Source organism: Streptomyces sp. NPDC045778 (genome assembly GCF_056431945.1).
In genome coordinates this window covers 1-17,048 of sequence record NZ_JBWKJZ010000019.1, presented here as the reverse complement: position 1 = coordinate 17,048, position 17,048 = coordinate 1, and the positions used below count along the sequence as shown (strand labels likewise).

General features: G+C 71.2%; 13 protein-coding genes, 1 tRNA gene and 1 riboswitch. Of the genes, 11 read left to right on the top strand and 3 right to left on the bottom strand.

Translation table 11 applies throughout. The features are described 5' to 3' along the window. Nucleotides 1–2 precede the first annotated feature (2 nt). The 8 genes from AC07GB_RS23750 to AC07GB_RS23715 all read left to right on the top strand — a co-directional run bounded on the left by AC07GB_RS23750 (nt 3) and on the right by AC07GB_RS23715 (nt 9,622). Entirely contained in the window at nt 3–1,136 is a 1,134-nt protein-coding gene (locus AC07GB_RS23750) for a LysM peptidoglycan-binding domain-containing protein (protein ID WP_478848557.1), read from the top strand. Nucleotides 1,137–1,327: 191 nt separating this feature from the next. Continuing rightward, nucleotides 1,328–1,513: riboswitch (cyclic di-AMP (ydaO/yuaA leader) on the top strand. A gap of 4 nt (nt 1,514–1,517) precedes the next feature. Continuing rightward, nucleotides 1,518–2,270 (top strand): transglycosylase family protein, encoded by a 753-nt coding sequence (locus AC07GB_RS23745; RefSeq protein ID WP_478848555.1) that lies wholly within the window; start codon nt 1,518–1,520, stop codon nt 2,268–2,270. 273 nt (nt 2,271–2,543) lie between these two features. Beyond that, nucleotides 2,544–3,824, top strand: a complete 1,281-nt coding sequence (eno, locus tag AC07GB_RS23740) for a phosphopyruvate hydratase (protein WP_478848553.1) — start codon at nt 2,544–2,546, stop codon at nt 3,822–3,824. 97 nt (nt 3,825–3,921) lie between these two features. Then, nucleotides 3,922–4,419 (top strand): FtsB family cell division protein, encoded by a 498-nt coding sequence (locus tag AC07GB_RS23735; protein ID WP_478848551.1) that lies wholly within the window; start codon nt 3,922–3,924, stop codon nt 4,417–4,419. 30 nt (nt 4,420–4,449) lie between these two features. Beyond that, nucleotides 4,450–4,971 (top strand): DUF501 domain-containing protein, encoded by a 522-nt coding sequence (locus tag AC07GB_RS23730; RefSeq protein WP_478848549.1) that lies wholly within the window; start codon nt 4,450–4,452, stop codon nt 4,969–4,971. A gap of 201 nt (nt 4,972–5,172) precedes the next feature. Then, complete coding sequence (locus tag AC07GB_RS23725) at nt 5,173–6,129, top strand: Ppx/GppA phosphatase family protein (RefSeq protein WP_478848547.1); 957 nt, start codon at nt 5,173–5,175, stop codon at nt 6,127–6,129. 443 nt (nt 6,130–6,572) lie between these two features. Continuing rightward, nucleotides 6,573–7,961, top strand: coding sequence for an NAD(P)/FAD-dependent oxidoreductase (locus tag AC07GB_RS23720; protein WP_478848545.1), 1,389 nt, complete (start codon nt 6,573–6,575; stop codon nt 7,959–7,961). Nucleotides 7,962–8,263: 302 nt separating this feature from the next. Continuing rightward, a complete protein-coding gene (locus AC07GB_RS23715; RefSeq protein ID WP_478848543.1) occupies nt 8,264–9,622 on the top strand; it encodes a class I SAM-dependent methyltransferase in 1,359 nt (452 codons plus the stop codon). Nucleotides 9,623–9,670: 48 nt separating this feature from the next. On the opposite strand, the gene AC07GB_RS23710 is transcribed toward AC07GB_RS23715, so the two are convergent. Both AC07GB_RS23710 and AC07GB_RS23705 read right to left on the bottom strand, forming a co-directional pair. Further along, nucleotides 9,671–12,193: an ABC transporter permease gene (locus AC07GB_RS23710; protein ID WP_478848541.1), complete on the bottom strand. Its 2,523-nt coding sequence runs from the start codon at nt 12,191–12,193 to the stop codon at nt 9,671–9,673. Between the two features lie 98 nt (nt 12,194–12,291). Then, nucleotides 12,292–13,065, bottom strand: coding sequence for an ABC transporter ATP-binding protein (locus AC07GB_RS23705; RefSeq protein WP_478848539.1), 774 nt, complete (start codon nt 13,063–13,065; stop codon nt 12,292–12,294). Between the two features lie 544 nt (nt 13,066–13,609). On the opposite strand from AC07GB_RS23705, the gene AC07GB_RS23700 reads away from it, so the two are divergent. Continuing rightward, nucleotides 13,610–13,692 (top strand) — tRNA-Leu (locus AC07GB_RS23700). Nucleotides 13,693–13,717: 25 nt separating this feature from the next. Here the strand turns inward: AC07GB_RS23700 and AC07GB_RS23695 are convergent. Further along, entirely contained in the window at nt 13,718–14,515 is a 798-nt protein-coding gene (locus tag AC07GB_RS23695) for a VOC family protein (protein ID WP_478848538.1), read from the bottom strand. Nucleotides 14,516–14,636: 121 nt separating this feature from the next. Between AC07GB_RS23695 and AC07GB_RS23690 the strand changes: the two genes are divergently transcribed. Together AC07GB_RS23690 and AC07GB_RS23685 are read left to right on the top strand one after the other, a co-directional pair. Beyond that, entirely contained in the window at nt 14,637–15,821 is a 1,185-nt protein-coding gene (locus AC07GB_RS23690; RefSeq protein ID WP_478848536.1) for a 4-hydroxybenzoate 3-monooxygenase, read from the top strand. 204 nt (nt 15,822–16,025) lie between these two features. Next, nucleotides 16,026–16,919, top strand: coding sequence for a Bax inhibitor-1/YccA family protein (locus tag AC07GB_RS23685; protein WP_478848534.1), 894 nt, complete (start codon nt 16,026–16,028; stop codon nt 16,917–16,919). Nucleotides 16,920–17,048: the final 129 nt, after the last annotated feature.

Sequence of the window (17,048 nt, the reverse complement as noted above, 5' to 3'; positions counted from 1 at the left end):
GCATGCTCTCCGGCCAAGGCCGTCACCGTCGCCCCCGCCAGGTACCGGCGATCCTCGTCACGGCGGGCGTCACCGGATCAGCCATCGCCATCCCGCTGCTCGGCGCGTCGGGCGCGAGCGCCGCGGACGCCGAGACGTGGGACAAGGTCGCGGAGTGCGAGAGCGGTGGCGCGTGGAGCGCCAAGGGCAGCGGCTACTACGGCGGCCTCCAGCTCACCCAGGACACCTGGGAGCGGTACGGCGGCCTCTCCTACGCGCCGAGCGCCGACCAGGCGAGCCGCTCCCAGCAGATCCACGTCGCCGAGAACGTCCTCGCCGCGCGGGGCCCCGACGCCTGGCCGAACTGCGCCCCGGCCGCGGGCCTGGCGAAGGGCGGCGAGGCCGCCGACGTCGACCCGGGCCTGCCGTCGGCCCCGCCGCGCGCGCAGGACTCCGGCGAGTCCGCCGGCTCCCCTGAGTCCGGCAAGGACAAGGACGCGAAGGGCGAGCGCGAGGGAGCCGAGTCCGGCGACGCGGGCACCGCCGAGGACGCGGACGGCTCCGAGAAGGCCGAGAGGCCCGGCGGTTCCGCCGGATCGCGAGACAAGAGTCACGAAACGGACGGCGAGGACGCGGGCGCCGCCCAGGGCGAGAAGGGCGAGAAGGGCGCCGAGGACGCCGAAGGCGGATCGCGCCAGAGCGGCGGCAAGCACCGCAAGCCCGCCGATGAGCCCGGCAAGTCCGCTGCGGACGACAGTGCTTCGCCGGAGGGCTCCGGCGGCGCCACGCCGGGCTCGGACGCCCCGTCCGACGCCTCGTCCGACGAGCGGACCTCCGGCCGCCACCGCGGCGACCGCGCCGACGAGAACGCCTCGTCCGGCGACACCGGCCCCGGCCGTCACGCCTCGCGCGGCGACGCGCGTGAGGTACCCGGCGCCGAGCGCGGCGCGGGCACGTACACGGTCCGCTCCGGCGACAACCTCTCGGCGATCGCGGACAGCCACGACCTTGACGGCGGCTGGACGGATCTGTACGCGGGCAACAAGAAGACCGTCGGCTCCGACCCGGACCTCATCCTCCCCGGTCAGCGGCTCGAACTGAGCGCGGACGCGAAGCGCGAGGCCGTCGAGGACAAGGAGAAGTCGGGCGAAAAGTAGGGCAGTTGCCCGGCGGTTCGCGATGAATGTCCGGTTTAAAGGCGGTGAGAGGCAAGTGAGAGATGGGTCTCAGAAGCCCTGATCGTCTTTGAAATTCGGATGATTGCCTGTCTACGGTCATGACCGCTCGCCACAGCGGGCCCCGCCGGTCGGTACGCCGAATCCTGCCAACGGCCGGACGGGAACAGTCGTCGCTTCGAGCGCCGAAGGCAGGAGCGGGGGACCCAAGGTAAGTGCCGGGCCCGGACGTTGAGCGGTCGTGAGACCGCGGGACGCACGGACACGGCTAGGGGTGAAGTCGCGCGCTAGGACGTGCGGCCGGGCACTCACCCGCCCGAACCCGACAGCTCACCTCGCAGGCGTCGGTGAGGGGATCACTTCATGCTGCGTTCCGGCAAGGGCAAGCACCGCCGTCCGACCAAGCTCGACAAGGCCACTCGCGCCGCCACCGTCGTCGGTGTCACCGGTGCCGCTGTCGCCGCCCCGCTGATGGCGGCCGGCACGGCCAATGCCGCCACTCCCGCCGAGTGGGACCGCGTCGCCGCCTGCGAGTCCGGCGGCAACTGGTCCATCAACACCGGCAACGGCTACTACGGCGGCGTGCAGTTCTCCGCCTCCACCTGGGCCGCGTACGGCGGTACGAAGTACGCGCCGACCGCCGACAAGGCGTCCAAGGCCCAGCAGATCGAGATCGCCGAGAAGGTCCTCGCGGGCCAGGGCAAGGGTGCCTGGCCGAAGTGCGGCGTGGGCCTGTCCAGCTCCCCGTACACCGGCGGCGGCTCCTCCGGCGGCGGCCAGCAGCAGCCGCAGCAGCAGCCGCAGCAGCAGGCCAAGCCGAAGCCGCAGCAGCAGGCCCAGCCGCAGCAGCAGGCCGCTCCCAAGCCGCAGGCGCAGCCGCAGCACCAGCCGCAGCAGGCCGCCCCGCAGGTCGAGAAGAAGACCGTCCAGACCCCGACCGGCAAGGTCGTGAAGAAGGGCGACGGCGAGTACAAGGTCGAGACCGGCGACACCCTGTCCAAGATCGCCCAGGAGCACGACGTCAAGGGCGGCTGGCAGAAGCTGTACCAGCTCAACGACGACATCGTCTCCGACGCCGACTTCATCTACCCGGGCCAGCAGCTGCACCTCAGCTGACCCGCCCCGGCCCCGGCAGCGCCCGGAGCCACCCGCTTACCCGGCTACCGCCCCGGTGCGCGTCCCCCCGCCGCACCGGGGCGGTACCTTTTGGTCCGGTAGTTTGTTTCATGAGGGAACTATCCGCGCCAGGCTCCACCGGCCGTCCGGCCCGTCCATGTGAGGGGCGGTCGGCTGGCCGATGCCCCGGAGCCGGTTAGGCTCGTCTCGCAGGGGCCAGCGCGGCCCCAGTACCCCCGCGTACCCCGCGTCACATCCCAGAAGGAGATGCTCGTGCCGTCCATCGACGTCGTCGTAGCCCGGGAAATCCTGGACTCCCGAGGCAATCCCACGGTCGAGGTCGAGGTCGGCCTCGACGACGGCTCCACCGGCCGTGCCGCCGTCCCCTCCGGCGCCTCCACCGGCGCCTTCGAGGCCATCGAACTCCGCGACGGAGACGCCAACCGCTACGGCGGCAAGGGCGTGGAGAAGGCCGTCCTCGCCGTCATCGAGCAGATCGGCCCGGAGCTGGTCGGCTACGACGCCACCGAGCAGCGCCTGATCGACCAGGCCATGTTCGACCTGGACGCCACGGACAACAAGGGCTCCCTCGGCGCCAACGCCATCCTCGGCGTCTCGCTCGCCGTGGCCCACGCCGCGTCCGAGGCCTCCGACCTGCCGCTCTTCCGTTACCTCGGCGGTCCGAACGCGCACCTGCTGCCGGTGCCGATGATGAACATCCTGAACGGCGGGTCCCACGCGGACTCCAACGTCGACATCCAGGAGTTCATGATCGCCCCGATCGGCGCGGAGTCCTTCTCCGAGGCCCTGCGCTGGGGCGCCGAGGTCTACCACACGCTGAAGAAGGTCCTGAAGAACAAGGGCCTGTCCACCGGCCTCGGCGACGAGGGCGGCTTCGCGCCGAACCTGGAGTCGAACCGCGCGGCCCTCGACCTCATCGTCGAGGCCATCAAGCAGGCCGGTTACGTGCCCGGCGAGCAGATCGCGCTCGCGCTCGACGTCGCCGCGTCCGAGTTCTACAAGGACGGCGTCTACGAGTTCGAGGGCAAGTCCCGCTCGGCCGCCGAGATGACCGACTACTACGCCGAGCTGGTCTCCGCGTACCCGCTGGTCTCCATCGAGGACCCGCTGTACGAGGACGACTGGGACGGCTGGAAGATCATCACCGAGAAGCTGGGCGACAAGGTCCAGATCGTCGGCGACGACCTCTTCGTCACCAACCCGGAGCGCCTCCAGCGCGGCATCGACGAGGACGCGGCCAACGCGCTGCTCGTCAAGGTCAACCAGATCGGCTCGCTCACCGAGACCCTGGACGCCGTCGAGCTGGCCCAGCGCAACGGCTTCAAGTGCATGATGTCCCACCGCTCCGGCGAGACCGAGGACGTCACCATCGCCGACCTCGCCGTCGCGGTGAACTGCGGCCAGATCAAGACCGGCGCCCCGGCCCGCTCGGACCGCGTCGCCAAGTACAACCAGCTGCTGCGCATCGAGGAGATCCTCGACGACGCCGCGGTGTACGCCGGCCGCAGCGCGTTCCCCCGCTTCAAGGGCTGAGCCTCTTCACGGGCTAAGCCCTAGCCAGTCGTACGTACGTCCCCGTACTCGGTCCCGTACCGTGTGCGGGGACTACGCACGTACTGGGGAGGCGGACATGGCCGTGAAGAACCGGGACCGGTTCTCCACCGCGACGCGGCTGAAACTGCTCGGCGAGCAGACCGCGCAGCGCGTCTACCGCTCCCAGACCAAGCGCCAGGCCCGCCGCTCCCGGCTCACCGGGCGCGCGGCGCTGCTCGTGCTCGTGGTCTGCTCGCTGGTCGTCGCGCTCGCCTACCCGATACGGCAGTACGTGTCGCAGCGGGCCGAGATCGCGGACCAGCGCCAGAAGCAGGCCGAGCACCGCGAGAACGTCGAGCGCCTGCGCGACGAGAAGGCGCGCTGGCAGGACGACGCCTACGCCGAGCAGCGCGTCCGCGACCGGCTGCACTACGTGATGCCCGGTGAGACCGGCTTCACGGTGATCGACCCCGAGGCCGCCGAGCGCCGGCGCTCCGACGAGGGCGACGCCGACCGGCCCTGGTACTCCAACGTCTGGGACGGCGTCGACAAGGCGGACCGCTCCGGCGCCGCGGGCCGCCCCGACGACAACTGAACCGACCTCCGCACCCACCGAAAGACAGGCATGGAAACGCCCCCGCCCCAGACCGAGTCCAGCGCGCCCACGGACGCCGACATCGCCGCGTTCAAGGAGCAGCTGGGCCGCCCGCCGCGCGGCCTGCGCGCCATCGCGCACCGCTGCCCCTGCGGCAACCCGGACGTGGTCGAGACGGCACCGCGCCTCGAGGACGGCACGCCGTTCCCGACGACGTTCTACCTGACGTGCCCGCGCGCGGCCTCCGCGATCGGCACGCTTGAGGCGAACGGCGTGATGAAGGAGATGACGGAGCGGCTCGCCACCGACCCGGAGCTGGCCGCCGCGTACCGCGCCGCGCACGAGGACTACATCGCCCGGCGCGACTCCATCGAGGTCCTGGAGGGCTTCCCCTCGGCCGGCGGCATGCCGGACCGCGTGAAGTGCCTGCACGTCCTGGTCGCCCACTCCCTGGCCGCGGGCCCGGGCGTGAACCCCCTGGGCGACGAGGCCATCGCCATGCTCCCCGAGTGGTGGCGCAAGGGCCCCTGCGTTTCTCCTGCCGAGGGCTGAGCAGGCCCTGGACCCGCCGCTACCGCGGCGGGATCCCCCCTGCCCGCCCACCCGAAAGCCCCAGCTGCGCGAGGACCGGCCCCGACGCTGAGCGCCTGATCGTCCGTCTTCCCGCTGTGGGCAATCGTTCCGCAGGGCGGAACGGGTGGGCACAGCCCCCCCCCGCTGCCCCCTACCCGTCAACGCAAAGGAGCACCCAGCGTGACCCGCGTGGCCGCCATCGACTGTGGCACGAACTCGATCCGCCTCCTCGTCGCGGACGCGGACCCGCGGACCGGCGAACTCGTCGACCTCGACCGCCGCATGCGGATCGTCCGCCTCGGGCAGGGCGTGGACAAGACGGGCCGCCTGGCCCCCGAGGCCCTGGAGCGGACCTTCGAGGCCTGCCGCGAGTACGCCGCCGTCATCAAGGAGCACGGCGCGCAGCGCACCCGCTTCGTGGCGACCTCCGCGTCGCGCGACGCGGAGAACCGCGACGAATTCGTCCGCGGCGTCCTGGACATCCTCGGCGTCGAGCCGGAGGTGATCAGCGGCGACCAGGAGGCGGAGTTCTCCTTCACGGGCGCCACCAAGGAGCTGACGGGCCGCGCCGACCTGGAGACGCCCTACCTCGTCGTGGACATCGGCGGCGGCTCCACGGAGTTCGTCGTGGGGGACGGCAGCGTCCGGGCGGCCCGCTCCGTGGACGTCGGCTGCGTGCGCATGACCGAGCGGCACTTCGTGCGCGACGGCGTGGTCACCGACCCGCCGACCGCCGAGCAGCTCGCCGCCGTCCGCGCGGACGTCGACGCCGCGCTCGACCTCGCCGAGGAGACGGTCCCGCTGCGCGAGGCCAAGACCCTCGTGGGGCTCGCGGGCTCGGTGACCACGGTGGCCGGGATCGCGCTCGGCCTCGACGCCTACGAGTCCGCCGCGATCCACCACTCGCGCGTCTCGTACGAGCAGGTCGAGGCGATCGTGGAGCGGCTCGCGCACTCCACGCACGCCGAGCGCGCGGCGATCCCCGTGATGCACCCGGGCCGCGTCGACGTGATCGTGGCGGGCGCCCTCGTGCTGCGCGCGATCATGGAGCGGGTCGGTGCCCGCGAGGTCGTCGTGAGCGAACACGACATCCTGGACGGAATCGCCTGGAAAGTGGCGGAGGAGCTGGGCCGCTAGCCCCGCTCGGCTCCCCCTCGCTCAGGCGCTGTCGATCAACGCCTGAGCGGGGAGGATGTCGTTTGAGCAGCCCTAGGGAGGCTCCGGCGGACCGTCGGTGGCATCTCATCGGAAAAGTTCGTGAAGTTCTTCACAAGGAAAACGGCCCTCCAGGGCGCGGTTCCGAGGAGTTTCGGGCCCGGAGGCGGGGTTTTGAAGGCGCGAGGCTGACGGCCGTGGCGCATCGCAGGTGTTACGGGGGTGTGAACCGAGGACTGGTTCACCCGGCGTCGAAGCCCGGAGTGGCTGCTCACGAGGGGTTGACAACGACTCGCGTCACCCACTGGTTCCCCTGAGGTGCCATGACCTCCGTCACGTGGGCGGCGAAGTGTAGCAGAGGCCCCCCGCAACCTTGTGAAGGGGCGCACGAGCGACCCTCCCAGAGGGGGTGGATACTCGATGGCATGAGCACCACGGAGCGTCCCAGGATCCTCGTAGTAGGCGGTGGGTACGTAGGCCTGTACGCAGCTCGTCGCATTCTCAAGAAGATGCGCTACGGCGAGGCGACCGTCACGGTCGTCGACCCGCGCTCGTACATGACGTACCAGCCCTTCCTCCCCGAAGCCGCCGCCGGCAGCATCTCGCCGAGGCACGTCGTCGTCCCGCTGCGACGCGTGCTGCCCAAGGCCGAGGTACTGACCGGTCGGGTCACGACCATCGACCAGGACCGCAAGGTCGCCACGATCGCGCCGCTCGTCGGCGAGGCGTACGAGCTGCCGTTCGACTACCTGGTCATCGCCATGGGCGCGGTCTCCCGCACCTTCCCGATCCCCGGCCTCGCCGAGCAGGGCATCGGCATGAAGGGCATCGAGGAGGCCATCGGCCTGCGCAACCACGTGCTCGAGCAGCTCGACAAGGCCGACTCCACGACCGACGAGGAGGTCCGCCGCAAGGCGCTGACCTTCGTCTTCGTCGGCGGTGGCTTCGCCGGTGCCGAGACGATCGGCGAGGTCGAGGACATGGCCCGGGACGCGGCCAAGTACTACAAGACCGTGTCGCGTGACGACATGCGCTTCGTCCTCGTGGACGCCGCCGACAAGATCCTGCCGGAGGTCGGCCCGAAGCTCGGCCAGTACGGCAAGGAGCACCTGGAGAGCCGCGGCGTCGAGGTCTACCTCTCCACCTCCATGGACTCCTGCGTCGACGGCCACGTCGTGCTGAAGAACGGCCTTGAGGTCGACTCCAACACGGTCGTCTGGACCGCCGGTGTGAAGCCGAACCCGGCGCTCGCCCGCTTCGGTCTCCCGCTCGGCCCGCGCGGCCACGTCGACACCCAGACGACCCTCCAGGTCCAGGGCACCGACTACATCTGGGCCGCGGGCGACAACGCCCAGGTCCCGGACCTCGTCGGCCGCAAGGCGGGCAACGAGAACGCCTGGTGCCCGCCGAACGCCCAGCACGCCCTTCGCCAGGCCAAGGTCCTCGGCGACAACGTGGTCTCCGGCATGCGGGGCTTCCCGCAGAAGGAGTACAGCCACGCCAACAAGGGCGCGGTCGCGGGTCTCGGCCTGCACAAGGGCGTCGCGATGATCGTCATGGGCAAGATGAAGATCAAGCTCAAGGGCCGTCTCGCCTGGTACATGCACCGTGGCTACCACGGCATGGCGATGCCGACGTTCAACCGCAAGATCCGTGTCTTCGCGGACTGGACGCTCGGCATGTTCCTCAAGCGTGAGGTCGTCTCCCTCGGTGCGATGGAGACCCCGCGCGAGGAGTTCTACGAGGCCGCCAAGCCCGCGCCCAAGCCGGCCGCCGCCTCCGCTCCGGTCGAGGAGAAGGCCAAGGCCTCCTAGGCTCCGGCCGCACGTCGTATCGACCCGAAGGGCCCCCGCTATCCGTGGAGCGGGGGCCCTTCGGGTTTTCGCCGTGGTGGCGGGGGCGGCGGGAGGAGCGGGGAGCACCGGGGGACGGGAAGAGCGAGAGAACGGGAAGAGCGAGAGAACGGGAAGTAGCCGTTGCCGTCCGCCGATGTCCGTGCTATCTACACTTATTTTGCCGTTTCGTGACGCCGTAACGGGACTGTGCGGGCGTGTCGCTGGTGTTTACGGGGAGTCGGACCGTTCCCCGGGGTACCCCCATTGCGGAGGTGTGTGCCATGCAGGACGCCGCTTCGCGGCTGAAGAACATCGCCGAGCAGGTGCTGGGAGCCCAGCTTCCCGTTCGCATCCGTGCCTGGGACGGTTCGGAGGCAGGACCGCCGGGGGCGCCCGTGCTCGTCGTGCGCCATCGGCGCGCGCTGCGGCGCCTGTTGTGGAAGCCGGGGGAGCTGGGCCTCGCCCGGGCCTGGGTGGCCGGGGACCTCGACGTCGAGGGCGACCTCTACCAGGCCCTCGACCTGCTCGCCGAGTTCATCTGGGAGCGCGACGACGACGCCCCCACACTGGTGGAGTCGCTGCGCGACCCCGAGGTGCGGGCCGCCGTCCGCTCGCTGCTCGCGCTCGCCGCGCCGTTCCTGCCGCCGCCCGTGCCGCGCGAGGAGATGCGCAAGCACGGCAGACTGCACCGGCACACCAAGGGCAGCGACAAACAGGCCATCAGCCACCACTACGACGTCGGCAACGACTTCTACGAGCTGGTCCTCGGCCCCTCCATGGTCTACTCCTGCGCCTACTGGGAGTCGCCCGAAGGCACCCTTGAGGACGCCCAGCGCGACAAGCTCGAACTGATCTGCCGCAAGCTCGGCCTGCGGCCCGGCATGCGCCTGCTGGACGTCGGCTGCGGCTGGGGCTCCATGGCCATACACGCCGCGCGCGAGCACGGCGTACACGTCGTCGGCGTGACGCTCTCCCGCGAGCAGGCCGCGTACGCCCGCAAGCGCGTCGCCGAGGAGGGCATGACCGACCGCGTCGAGATCCGCGTCCAGGACTACCGCGACGTGCGCGACGGCCCGTACGACGCGATCTCGTCCATCGGCATGGCCGAGCACGTCGGCTCCGACCGCTACCTGGACTACGCGCGCGACCTCCACACCCTCCTGAAGCCGGGCGGGCGCCTGCTCAACCACCAGATCGCGCGCCGCCCCCTCGGCGACGAGACGGCGTACTCCGTCGACGAGTTCATCGACGCGTACGTCTTCCCCGACGGCGAACTGGCCCCGCTCGGCACCACCGTGGGCCTCCTGGAGCGCGCCGGCTTCGAGGTCCGCGACGTGGAGTCCATCCGCGAGCACTACGCCCACACCCTGCGCCACTGGGTCGCCAACCTGGAGGCCGACTGGCAGCGGGGCCAGCGCCTCACGACACCGGGCCGCGCCCGCATCTGGCGCCTCTACATGGCCGCGTCGGCCCTGGCCTTCGAGCGCAACCGCATCGGGGTCAACCAGGTCCTGGCGGTCAGGACCCCGGAGGACGGCAGATCGGGCATGCCACTACGCGCCAGGGACTGGCGGGAGTGCCCCGAAGGGGCGCGGGGAACTGCGCGACCAGCCACGACGGACCCGCAGACGGAGCATTGAAAAGGGGGCCCGGGTGCTGGTGCACCCGGGCCCCGGCACAGCCCGACGTCAGTCGGACTTGATGGCCTGCAACGGATTGAGCCGCGCAGCGCTCCGCGCGGGCCACACCGCCGCGAGCACGCCGACCACCGCCGCGATGGCGAGGAAGAGCAGGATCCGCCCGGCGGGGATCTCCATGGTGTACGTCTTCACCGAGCCGGAGATGCTGTCGCCCGCGACCCAGCCGAGGAACAGGCCGAGGCCGACGCCGAGCACCGCGCCGAACAGCGAGATCACGACGGACTCCAGGCGCACCATCTGCTTGATCTTCGCCCGGTCGAGGCCGATCGCGCGGAGCATGCCGATCTCGTGCTTCCGCTCGAAGACGGACATCGCGAGGGTGTTGATGACACCGAGGACCGCGACCAGGATGGCCATGGCGAGCAGGCCGTACAGCATGTTCAGCAGCATGTTGATGGCGCCGCCGACCTCGTTGCTGATGTCGTCCTTGTCCTGGATCTTGATGGCGGGGTTGTCGCCGAGGGCCTTCACGACGGCGTCCTCGGCCCGGTCGGACGCGCCGTCCCTCATCTTCAGCAGGACCTGCTGGTCCTGGACCTTCGACAGGTGCGGGGTGACGACGGAGGCCGGGGTGAAGAGGCCGTCGAGCATCTCGTTGGACTTGTAGACGCCCGCGACCTTCAGCCGCGTGGTCTTGTCGTCGTCGAACTTCACCGGGACGGTGTCACCGGCCTTCAGGCCCTTGGCGTCGGCCGTCTCCTTGTCGACGAGGACGGAGTCGCCCGTGAGCCCGGCGGTGGAGCCGCTGGTGAAGTCCAGGCCGACGAGCTTGTCGAAGGCCTTGGGGTCGACGCCGGTGATCCGGGTGTCGCGGCCGTCGGCCTCGCCCCAGGTGGTGCGCAGGGGGCTGCTGGCCTCGACCTCGGGGAGCTGGGCCAGCTTCTCGTGGACCTTGGGGGTGAGCGGCTGGAAGTTCGCCATCGAGACGGCGTAGTCGGCCTTCAGGGAGTCCGTGGCCATCTTGTTGATGGCGCTGCCCATGGAGACGGCGACGACGGTCATCGCGGTGATGAGGGTCAGACCGATCATCAGGGCCGAGGCGGTGGAGGCCGTGCGGCGCGGGTTGCGGACCGAGTTCAGGCGGGCCAGCTTGCCGGTGACGCCGAAGGGCTTCAGGAGCGGGCCCGCGGCGGCGATGAAGGGGCGGGACAGCAGCGGCGTGAGGACGATGACGCCGACGAGGATCGTCGCGGCGCCGCCGGACTTCACGTAGTTGTCGTCCATGAACAGCATGACCACGCCGAGCGCGACGATCAGCGAGCCGATGGTGTTGCGCACGACCAGGCCGCGCGTGGTGGGCGAGGCGTGGACGCTGTTCATGGCGGCGACCGGCGGGATCTTCGCGGCGCGGCGGCCCGGCAGCCAGGCGGCCAGCATGGTCACGACCACGCCGATGAGCAGGGCGACGAGGACCGTCGTCGGGCCGATCTTCAGGGGCCCGTCGGGCAGCGAGGCGCCGCCCGCGTTCATCAGGGACTCCAGGCCCACGGCCACGCCGATGCCGAGCACGAAGCCCGCGACGGCGGCGACCAGGCCGACGATGAACGCCTCGATGAGCACCGAGCGCGTGACCTGCCGGCGGGAGGCGCCGACGGCCCGCATCAGGGCCAGCTCCTTGGTGCGCTGGGCGACCAGCATGGTGAAGGTGTTGGCGATGATGAAGATGCCGACGAACAGCGCGATCCCGGCGAAGATCAGCAGCACCTGGCTCATGGCGCTGGTGTTCTCCTCGATCAGCCGGTCCTGCTCGGCCTTCAGGGAGGCGCCGGTCTCCGCCTCGGTGTCCTTCGGCAGGATCTTCTCGACGGCGCCCTTCAGCGCGGACTCACCGGTGCCGGCGGCGGCCTTCACGTCGATCTCGTCGTACTCGGACTTGCCGAGGACCTTGCGCGCGGTGTCGTTGTCGAAGACGACGAGGCTGCCGCCCGCGACGACGCTGCCGTCGTCGGTGTCGAAGACGCCGGAGACCTTGGCGGTCTTCACGGGGCCGTCGGTGGAGTAGCGGACGGTGTCGCCGACCCCGTAGCCGGTGCGGTCGGCGGTACGGCTGTCCAGGGCGACCTCACCCGCGGACCGCGGGGCCTTGCCCTCGGCGAAGTCGTAGCGCGGGTCCTTGCCGTCCTGGCCCGGGTAGTAGTTGGCGCCGGTGGTGCCCCACTCGCCGCCGACGAGCTTGCCGTCCTTGTCGGCGAGCGCGGTGAAGCCGGAGTAGGTGCCGATCGCGGAACCGGCGCCGGGCAGCTCCTTGGCCTTGCCGAGCAGCGCGTCGGTGAGCCGGGGGGTCTGCTTGGCCTCCTGGCCGTCGTCGTCACGGGTGCCGCCGCCGTCGGGGCGGATGGCGACCGAGACGTGGTCGAAGCTCTTCGCCGACTTGTTCTTGTAGGCGGAGCCGAAGGTGTCGGTGAAGACCAGCGTGCCGGAGACGAACGCGACGCCGAGCATGACGGCGAGCACGGTCATCAACAACCGGGCCTTGTGCGCGAGCACGTTGCGCAGGGCAGTACGGAACATGGTGTGAGGTCCTGGTGAGGCTGGGCGCCCCCAAGGGGCGCGGGGAACTGCGCGACCAGCCACGAGCGGCCCGCAGAAAAGAACTGACCGAGGAAGCGCTAGCTCACGCGGCCCTTGGCGTCGAAGTCCTTCATCCGGTCGAGGACGCGGTCCGCGGACGGCTCGTGCATCTCGTCGACGACCCGCCCGTCCGCGAGGAAGATCACGCGGTCCGCGTACGCGGCGGCCACCGGGTCGTGGGTGACCATGACGACGGTCTGGCCCAGCTCGCGCACGGAGTTGCGCAGGAAGCCGAGGACCTCGGCGCCGGAGCGGGAGTCGAGGTTTCCGGTGGGCTCGTCACCGAAGATGATCTCCGGCTGGGAGGCGAGCGCGCGGGCCACGGCGACGCGCTGCTGCTGGCCGCCGGACAGCTCGGTCGGCCGGTGGGAGAGGCGCCCGGCCAGGCCCACCATGGAGATCACCTGCTCCAGCCACCGCTTGTCGGGCTTGCGGCCCGCGATGTCCATGGGGAGCGTGATGTTCTCCAGGGCGGTCAGGGTCGGCAGCAGGTTGAACGCCTGGAAGATGAAGCCGATCTTGTCCCGGCGGAGCTTGGTGAGCTGCTTGTCCTTCAGCGTCGACAGCTCGGTCTCGCCGATGCGCACCGAGCCGGAGCTGAAGCTGTCCAGGCCGGCCACGCAGTGCATCAGGGTGGACTTGCCGGAGCCCGAGGGGCCCATGATCGCGGTGAACCGGCCCTGTCCGAAGTCGACGGAGACCCGGTCGAGCGCGACCACCTGGGTCTCGCCCTGGCCGTACACCTTGGACAGTTCCGTGGCGCGCGCGGCCACCGCGGTGGCGTGGGCGGCGAAGGGAGTGGTGGTGGTCACGGGGCGGTGCTCCTGTCGGGACGGCGTGTCGAGGGGACGTACTCCATCGTCCTGTCCGATGACGGCCCCGTAGTCAGCCGCTGTTCCGGTTCCTGGGGGCGACTCGGGTCGGACACGGGGCGGCCGAGTCATACCTGGGGATGACGGGCTTCCCTGAGACGCGGGCCGGGGTCCCGCCGCCTCCGCGTCCCGGTGAAGCCCGTCCCGACACGACCGGGGGAACCGGTGGCACACGGCCCGGGGAGGCGCTTGTGGCACGGCCCGCGCACCGGTGTGCGCGGGGGCGGCGCACAACGGTGCGCGAGGCTCGGCGGAGGCGGGGGGAGAGCGCTTGCCGCAGACGCCACGGAGACGGCTAAATTCCGTCAATTCCCTCGCGTTCGCGGCCCTCGGCCGGGGTGGCCCGGGGCAAGTACCACCGGCGCGTACCAGGTGCTGATGCACCCTCAGGCGTCAATAAAATAAGACAACGTCGGGCTGCCGTTCCGCTATTCGGGGGATGCCTCCCGATAGGGTCGAAGCCTTGATGCGGAGCCTACGGCCTGCCCGGGTGGTGGAATGCAGACACGGCGAGCTTAAACCTCGCTGCCCTTCATGGGCGTACCGGTTCAAGTCCGGTTCCGGGCACCTCCGCCACCCTTCTGACGCTTCGTCAACTCCCGGCGGGATCCGCGCTTTTGATCACCGCGAACGGCGCCCCGGCGGGGTCGAGGAACATCGCGAACCGCCCGATGCCCTCGGCGTCGGCCGCCGGGATGATCACCGTGGCCCCCGCCTCCGTGGCCCTGGCCAGCGTCGCGTCGACATCGGCCACCTCGAAGTACGGATGCCACTCCGGCATCGAGCCCGCCTCCAGGTTCTCCGGCGGCAGCTGCATCAGGCCACCGTGGCTGTTCCCGTCGGGACCGCCCTGCGGGGTCAGGACCGTGTACGTCAGCTCCGGGCTCATCCGCACGTCACGCGTCCGCCAGGAGAACACCGAGCCGTAGAAGTCCTTCGCCGCCGCCGCGTCCGTCGTGTACAGCTCGACCCGGCTCAGCGCGTTGGGCTCCGCCACCAGCTCGACCCCGTCGGTGTCGGCCGGCTCCCACACGGCGAAGTCCGCGCCCGCCGGGTCGGTGAACTGCCCCAGGCGCCCGAAGCCGAACACGTCCGAAGGGGCCACGCGGACGCTGCCACCGCCCCGCTCCACCGCCTTCGCGGTGGCGTCCGCGTCCGGGGTGTGGAAGTACACCGTCCACGCGGACGAGGCGCCCTCCTCGGTCAGCGCGCCGAGACCCGCGACGGTCCTGCCGTCCTGCCGGAAGAAGCCGTAGCCCCCGGCCTCGGGGCCCGCGGACTCGTACTCCCAGCCGAAGACCGCCGCGTAGAACGCGGCGGCGGCGCCGGTGTCCGGGGCACCCAGGTCCAGCCAGTTCGGGGCGCCGGGGACGAACTCGGTGGACAGCATGGTGCGGCCCCTTCGCAGCGGAGGTCGGACGGGCTCGTCCCCAGCATGGCAGCGACCGGCGGCGACCGCCCTCCGCAGCGCACCGTTGACACCCGGACAGGGGCGGCCGGACACTCCCCGGATGCGGACGCAGGTGGGGATCATCGGGGCGGGGCCCGCCGGCCTGGTGCTCGCCCGGCTGCTGCACGGCGCGGGCATCGCGGCCACCGTCGTCGAGGCCCGCGACCGGGCGTACGTGGAGGGCCGCCAGCGCGCCGGCATCCTGGAGCACGGCACCGCCGACGTGCTGCGCGCGGCGGGCGCGGGCGCGCGCATGGACCGCGAGGGCCTGCGGCACGACGGCATCGAGCTGCGCTTCGACCGCCGCAGGCACCGCGTCGACTTCCCGTCCCTCACCGGCGGCCGGTCCGTGATGGTGTACGCGCAGACCGAGGTCTGCAAGGACCTCATCGCCCTCCAGCTCCAGGACGGCGGCCCGCTGCTCTTCGGCGCCGAGGCACTCGCCGTGACGGACGCGGACACCGCCCGGCCGCGCGTCCACTTCCGACACGAGGGCCGCGAGCGAATCCTGGAGTGCGACTACGTCGCCGGGTGCGACGGCTTCTGGGGCGTGTCCCGCGCCGCCGTGCCCCCCGCGCTCTCACGCACGTACGAGCGCGCGTACCCCTACGCCTGGCTCGGCGCCCTCGCCGCCGCGCCCCCCTCGCACGACGAGCTGGTCTATGCCCGCCACGACCGCGGCTTCGCCCTCCTCAGCCACCGCTCGCCCACGGTCTCCCGGCTCTACCTCCAGGTGCCCGCGGACACCGACCCCGCCGCCTGGAGCGACACGGAGGTCTGGGACGAGCTGGAGCGCCGCTGCGAGACCGACGAAGGTCCGCCGCTCACGCGCGGGCCCCTCACCGCGAAGTCCGTCACGCCCCTGCGCTCCTACGTGCACGAGCCGATGCGGTACGGGCGGCTCTTCCTCGCCGGCGACGCCGCGCACATCGTGCCGCCCACCGGTGCCAAGGGCCTCAACCTCGCCGTCGGCGACGTCGCCACCCTCGCCCGCGCCCTCGTCGCGCACGAGCGCACCGGCGACCCCGGCCTCCTCGACGCGTACTCCGCGACCTGTCTGCGCCGCGTCTGGCAGGCCGAGCGGTTCTCGAACGCGCTCACGGCCCTGCTGCACCGCCACCCGGACGCCACCCCGTTCGACGACCGCGTCCAGCTCGCCCAGCTCGACCGCGTCGCCACCTCGCGCCCGGCCCGCGCGGACCTCGCCGAGGCCTATACGGGGCGCCCCCTGGACGGCGTACTGTGACCCGCGACACCACCCGATGGGAGGACCGCGGGCGGGCCGGGAACAGCGCGCCCGGTCCCGGGCGTTCTCCGGGCGAAGAGTAGGGGCAGGACAGGGATCCCCCGCCACCTGGCGGGAAAGATCCTCCCCAAGCACTAGGCACATCCTTTTGCCTACGCATTACTCTTGAACCAAAGCCACGCACGGTGGCCATGGAGGAGTGAGATGAGGAGCAGCAACCCGGTCTTCTCGCGACGGGGGTTCAGCCGCGACAACGGCTATGCGGGCTTCAACGCGCAGCCGCAGGCCGGGGGCCCCGCAGTCGGTACGCAGACCAACCCGTCCGCGGGCCAGCAGGCCCCCACCAACCCGTACGCCGCGAACCCGTACGGCCAGCAGGACCTCCAGGGCGCCCCGCCGCAGGCCCCGGTGACCACCCGCATGACGATGGACGACGTCGTCATGCGCACGGCCACCACGCTCGGCGTCCTCGTCGTGACGGCCGCGCTCGCCTGGGCGCTGCTCCCCGTCGACGACGCGAACATCAGCAAGTCGTACGGCATCGCGATCGGCGCCGGCCTCGTGGCGATGGTCCTGGGCTTCGTCCAGGCCTTCAAGCGCAAGGCGTCCCCGCCGCTGATCCTGGCGTACGCCGCCCTGGAGGGCGTCTTCCTCGGCGTCGTCTCCAGCGTCGTCGACAACCGCATCGCGAGCGGCGCGGCCATGCAGGCCGTGCTCGGCACGATGGCCGTCTTCCTCGCCGTCCTGGTGGCGTACAAGGCGGGCTGGATCCGCGTCAACCGCCGCTTCTACGGCTTCGTGATGGCCGCGGCCCTCGGCTTCGTGCTCCTGATGGCGGTGAACCTGCTGTTCTCCGTCTTCGGCGGCGGTGACGGCCTGGGCTTCCGCAGCGGTGGCCTCGGCATCATGTTCGGCATCATCGGCGTGCTGCTCGGCGCGTGCTTCCTGGCCCTGGACTTCAAGCAGGTCGAGGACGGCATCGCGTACGGCGCCCCGCGCGAGGAGGCCTGGCTCGCCGCCTTCGGCCTCACGATGACGCTGGTCTGGATCTACCTGGAGTTCCTGCGCCTGATCGCGATCCTGCAAGGGAACGACTGAGCGCCGCCGAGGGGGGGGGGGGGCCCCCCCCCCCCCCCCCCCCCCCCCCCCAACAAAACAACCCACACCCCAGGCCCCCGGTCCCTCCTCTTTTCTTGGTGGGGGGAGGGGGTGGGGGGAGGCGAAACT

Excerpts from the sequence above, each read along its gene's own strand:
- AC07GB_RS23715 (WP_478848543.1), top strand. The coding sequence starts at position 8,264 with ATGCAGGACGCCGCTTCGCGGCTGAAGAACATCGCCGAGCAGGTGCTG.
- AC07GB_RS23710 (WP_478848541.1), bottom strand. The coding sequence starts at position 12,193 with ATGTTCCGTACTGCCCTGCGCAACGTGCTCGCGCACAAGGCCCGGTTG.
- AC07GB_RS23690 (WP_478848536.1), top strand. The coding sequence starts at position 14,637 with ATGCGGACGCAGGTGGGGATCATCGGGGCGGGGCCCGCCGGCCTGGTG.
- AC07GB_RS23695 (WP_478848538.1), bottom strand. The coding sequence starts at position 14,515 with ATGCTGTCCACCGAGTTCGTCCCCGGCGCCCCGAACTGGCTGGACCTG.
- AC07GB_RS23735 (WP_478848551.1), top strand. The coding sequence starts at position 3,922 with ATGGCCGTGAAGAACCGGGACCGGTTCTCCACCGCGACGCGGCTGAAA.
- AC07GB_RS23730 (WP_478848549.1), top strand. The coding sequence starts at position 4,450 with ATGGAAACGCCCCCGCCCCAGACCGAGTCCAGCGCGCCCACGGACGCC.
- AC07GB_RS23685 (WP_478848534.1), top strand. The coding sequence starts at position 16,026 with ATGAGGAGCAGCAACCCGGTCTTCTCGCGACGGGGGTTCAGCCGCGAC.
- AC07GB_RS23750 (WP_478848557.1), top strand. The coding sequence starts at position 3 with ATGCTCTCCGGCCAAGGCCGTCACCGTCGCCCCCGCCAGGTACCGGCG.
- AC07GB_RS23745 (WP_478848555.1), top strand. The coding sequence starts at position 1,518 with ATGCTGCGTTCCGGCAAGGGCAAGCACCGCCGTCCGACCAAGCTCGAC.
- AC07GB_RS23720 (WP_478848545.1), top strand. The coding sequence starts at position 6,573 with ATGAGCACCACGGAGCGTCCCAGGATCCTCGTAGTAGGCGGTGGGTAC.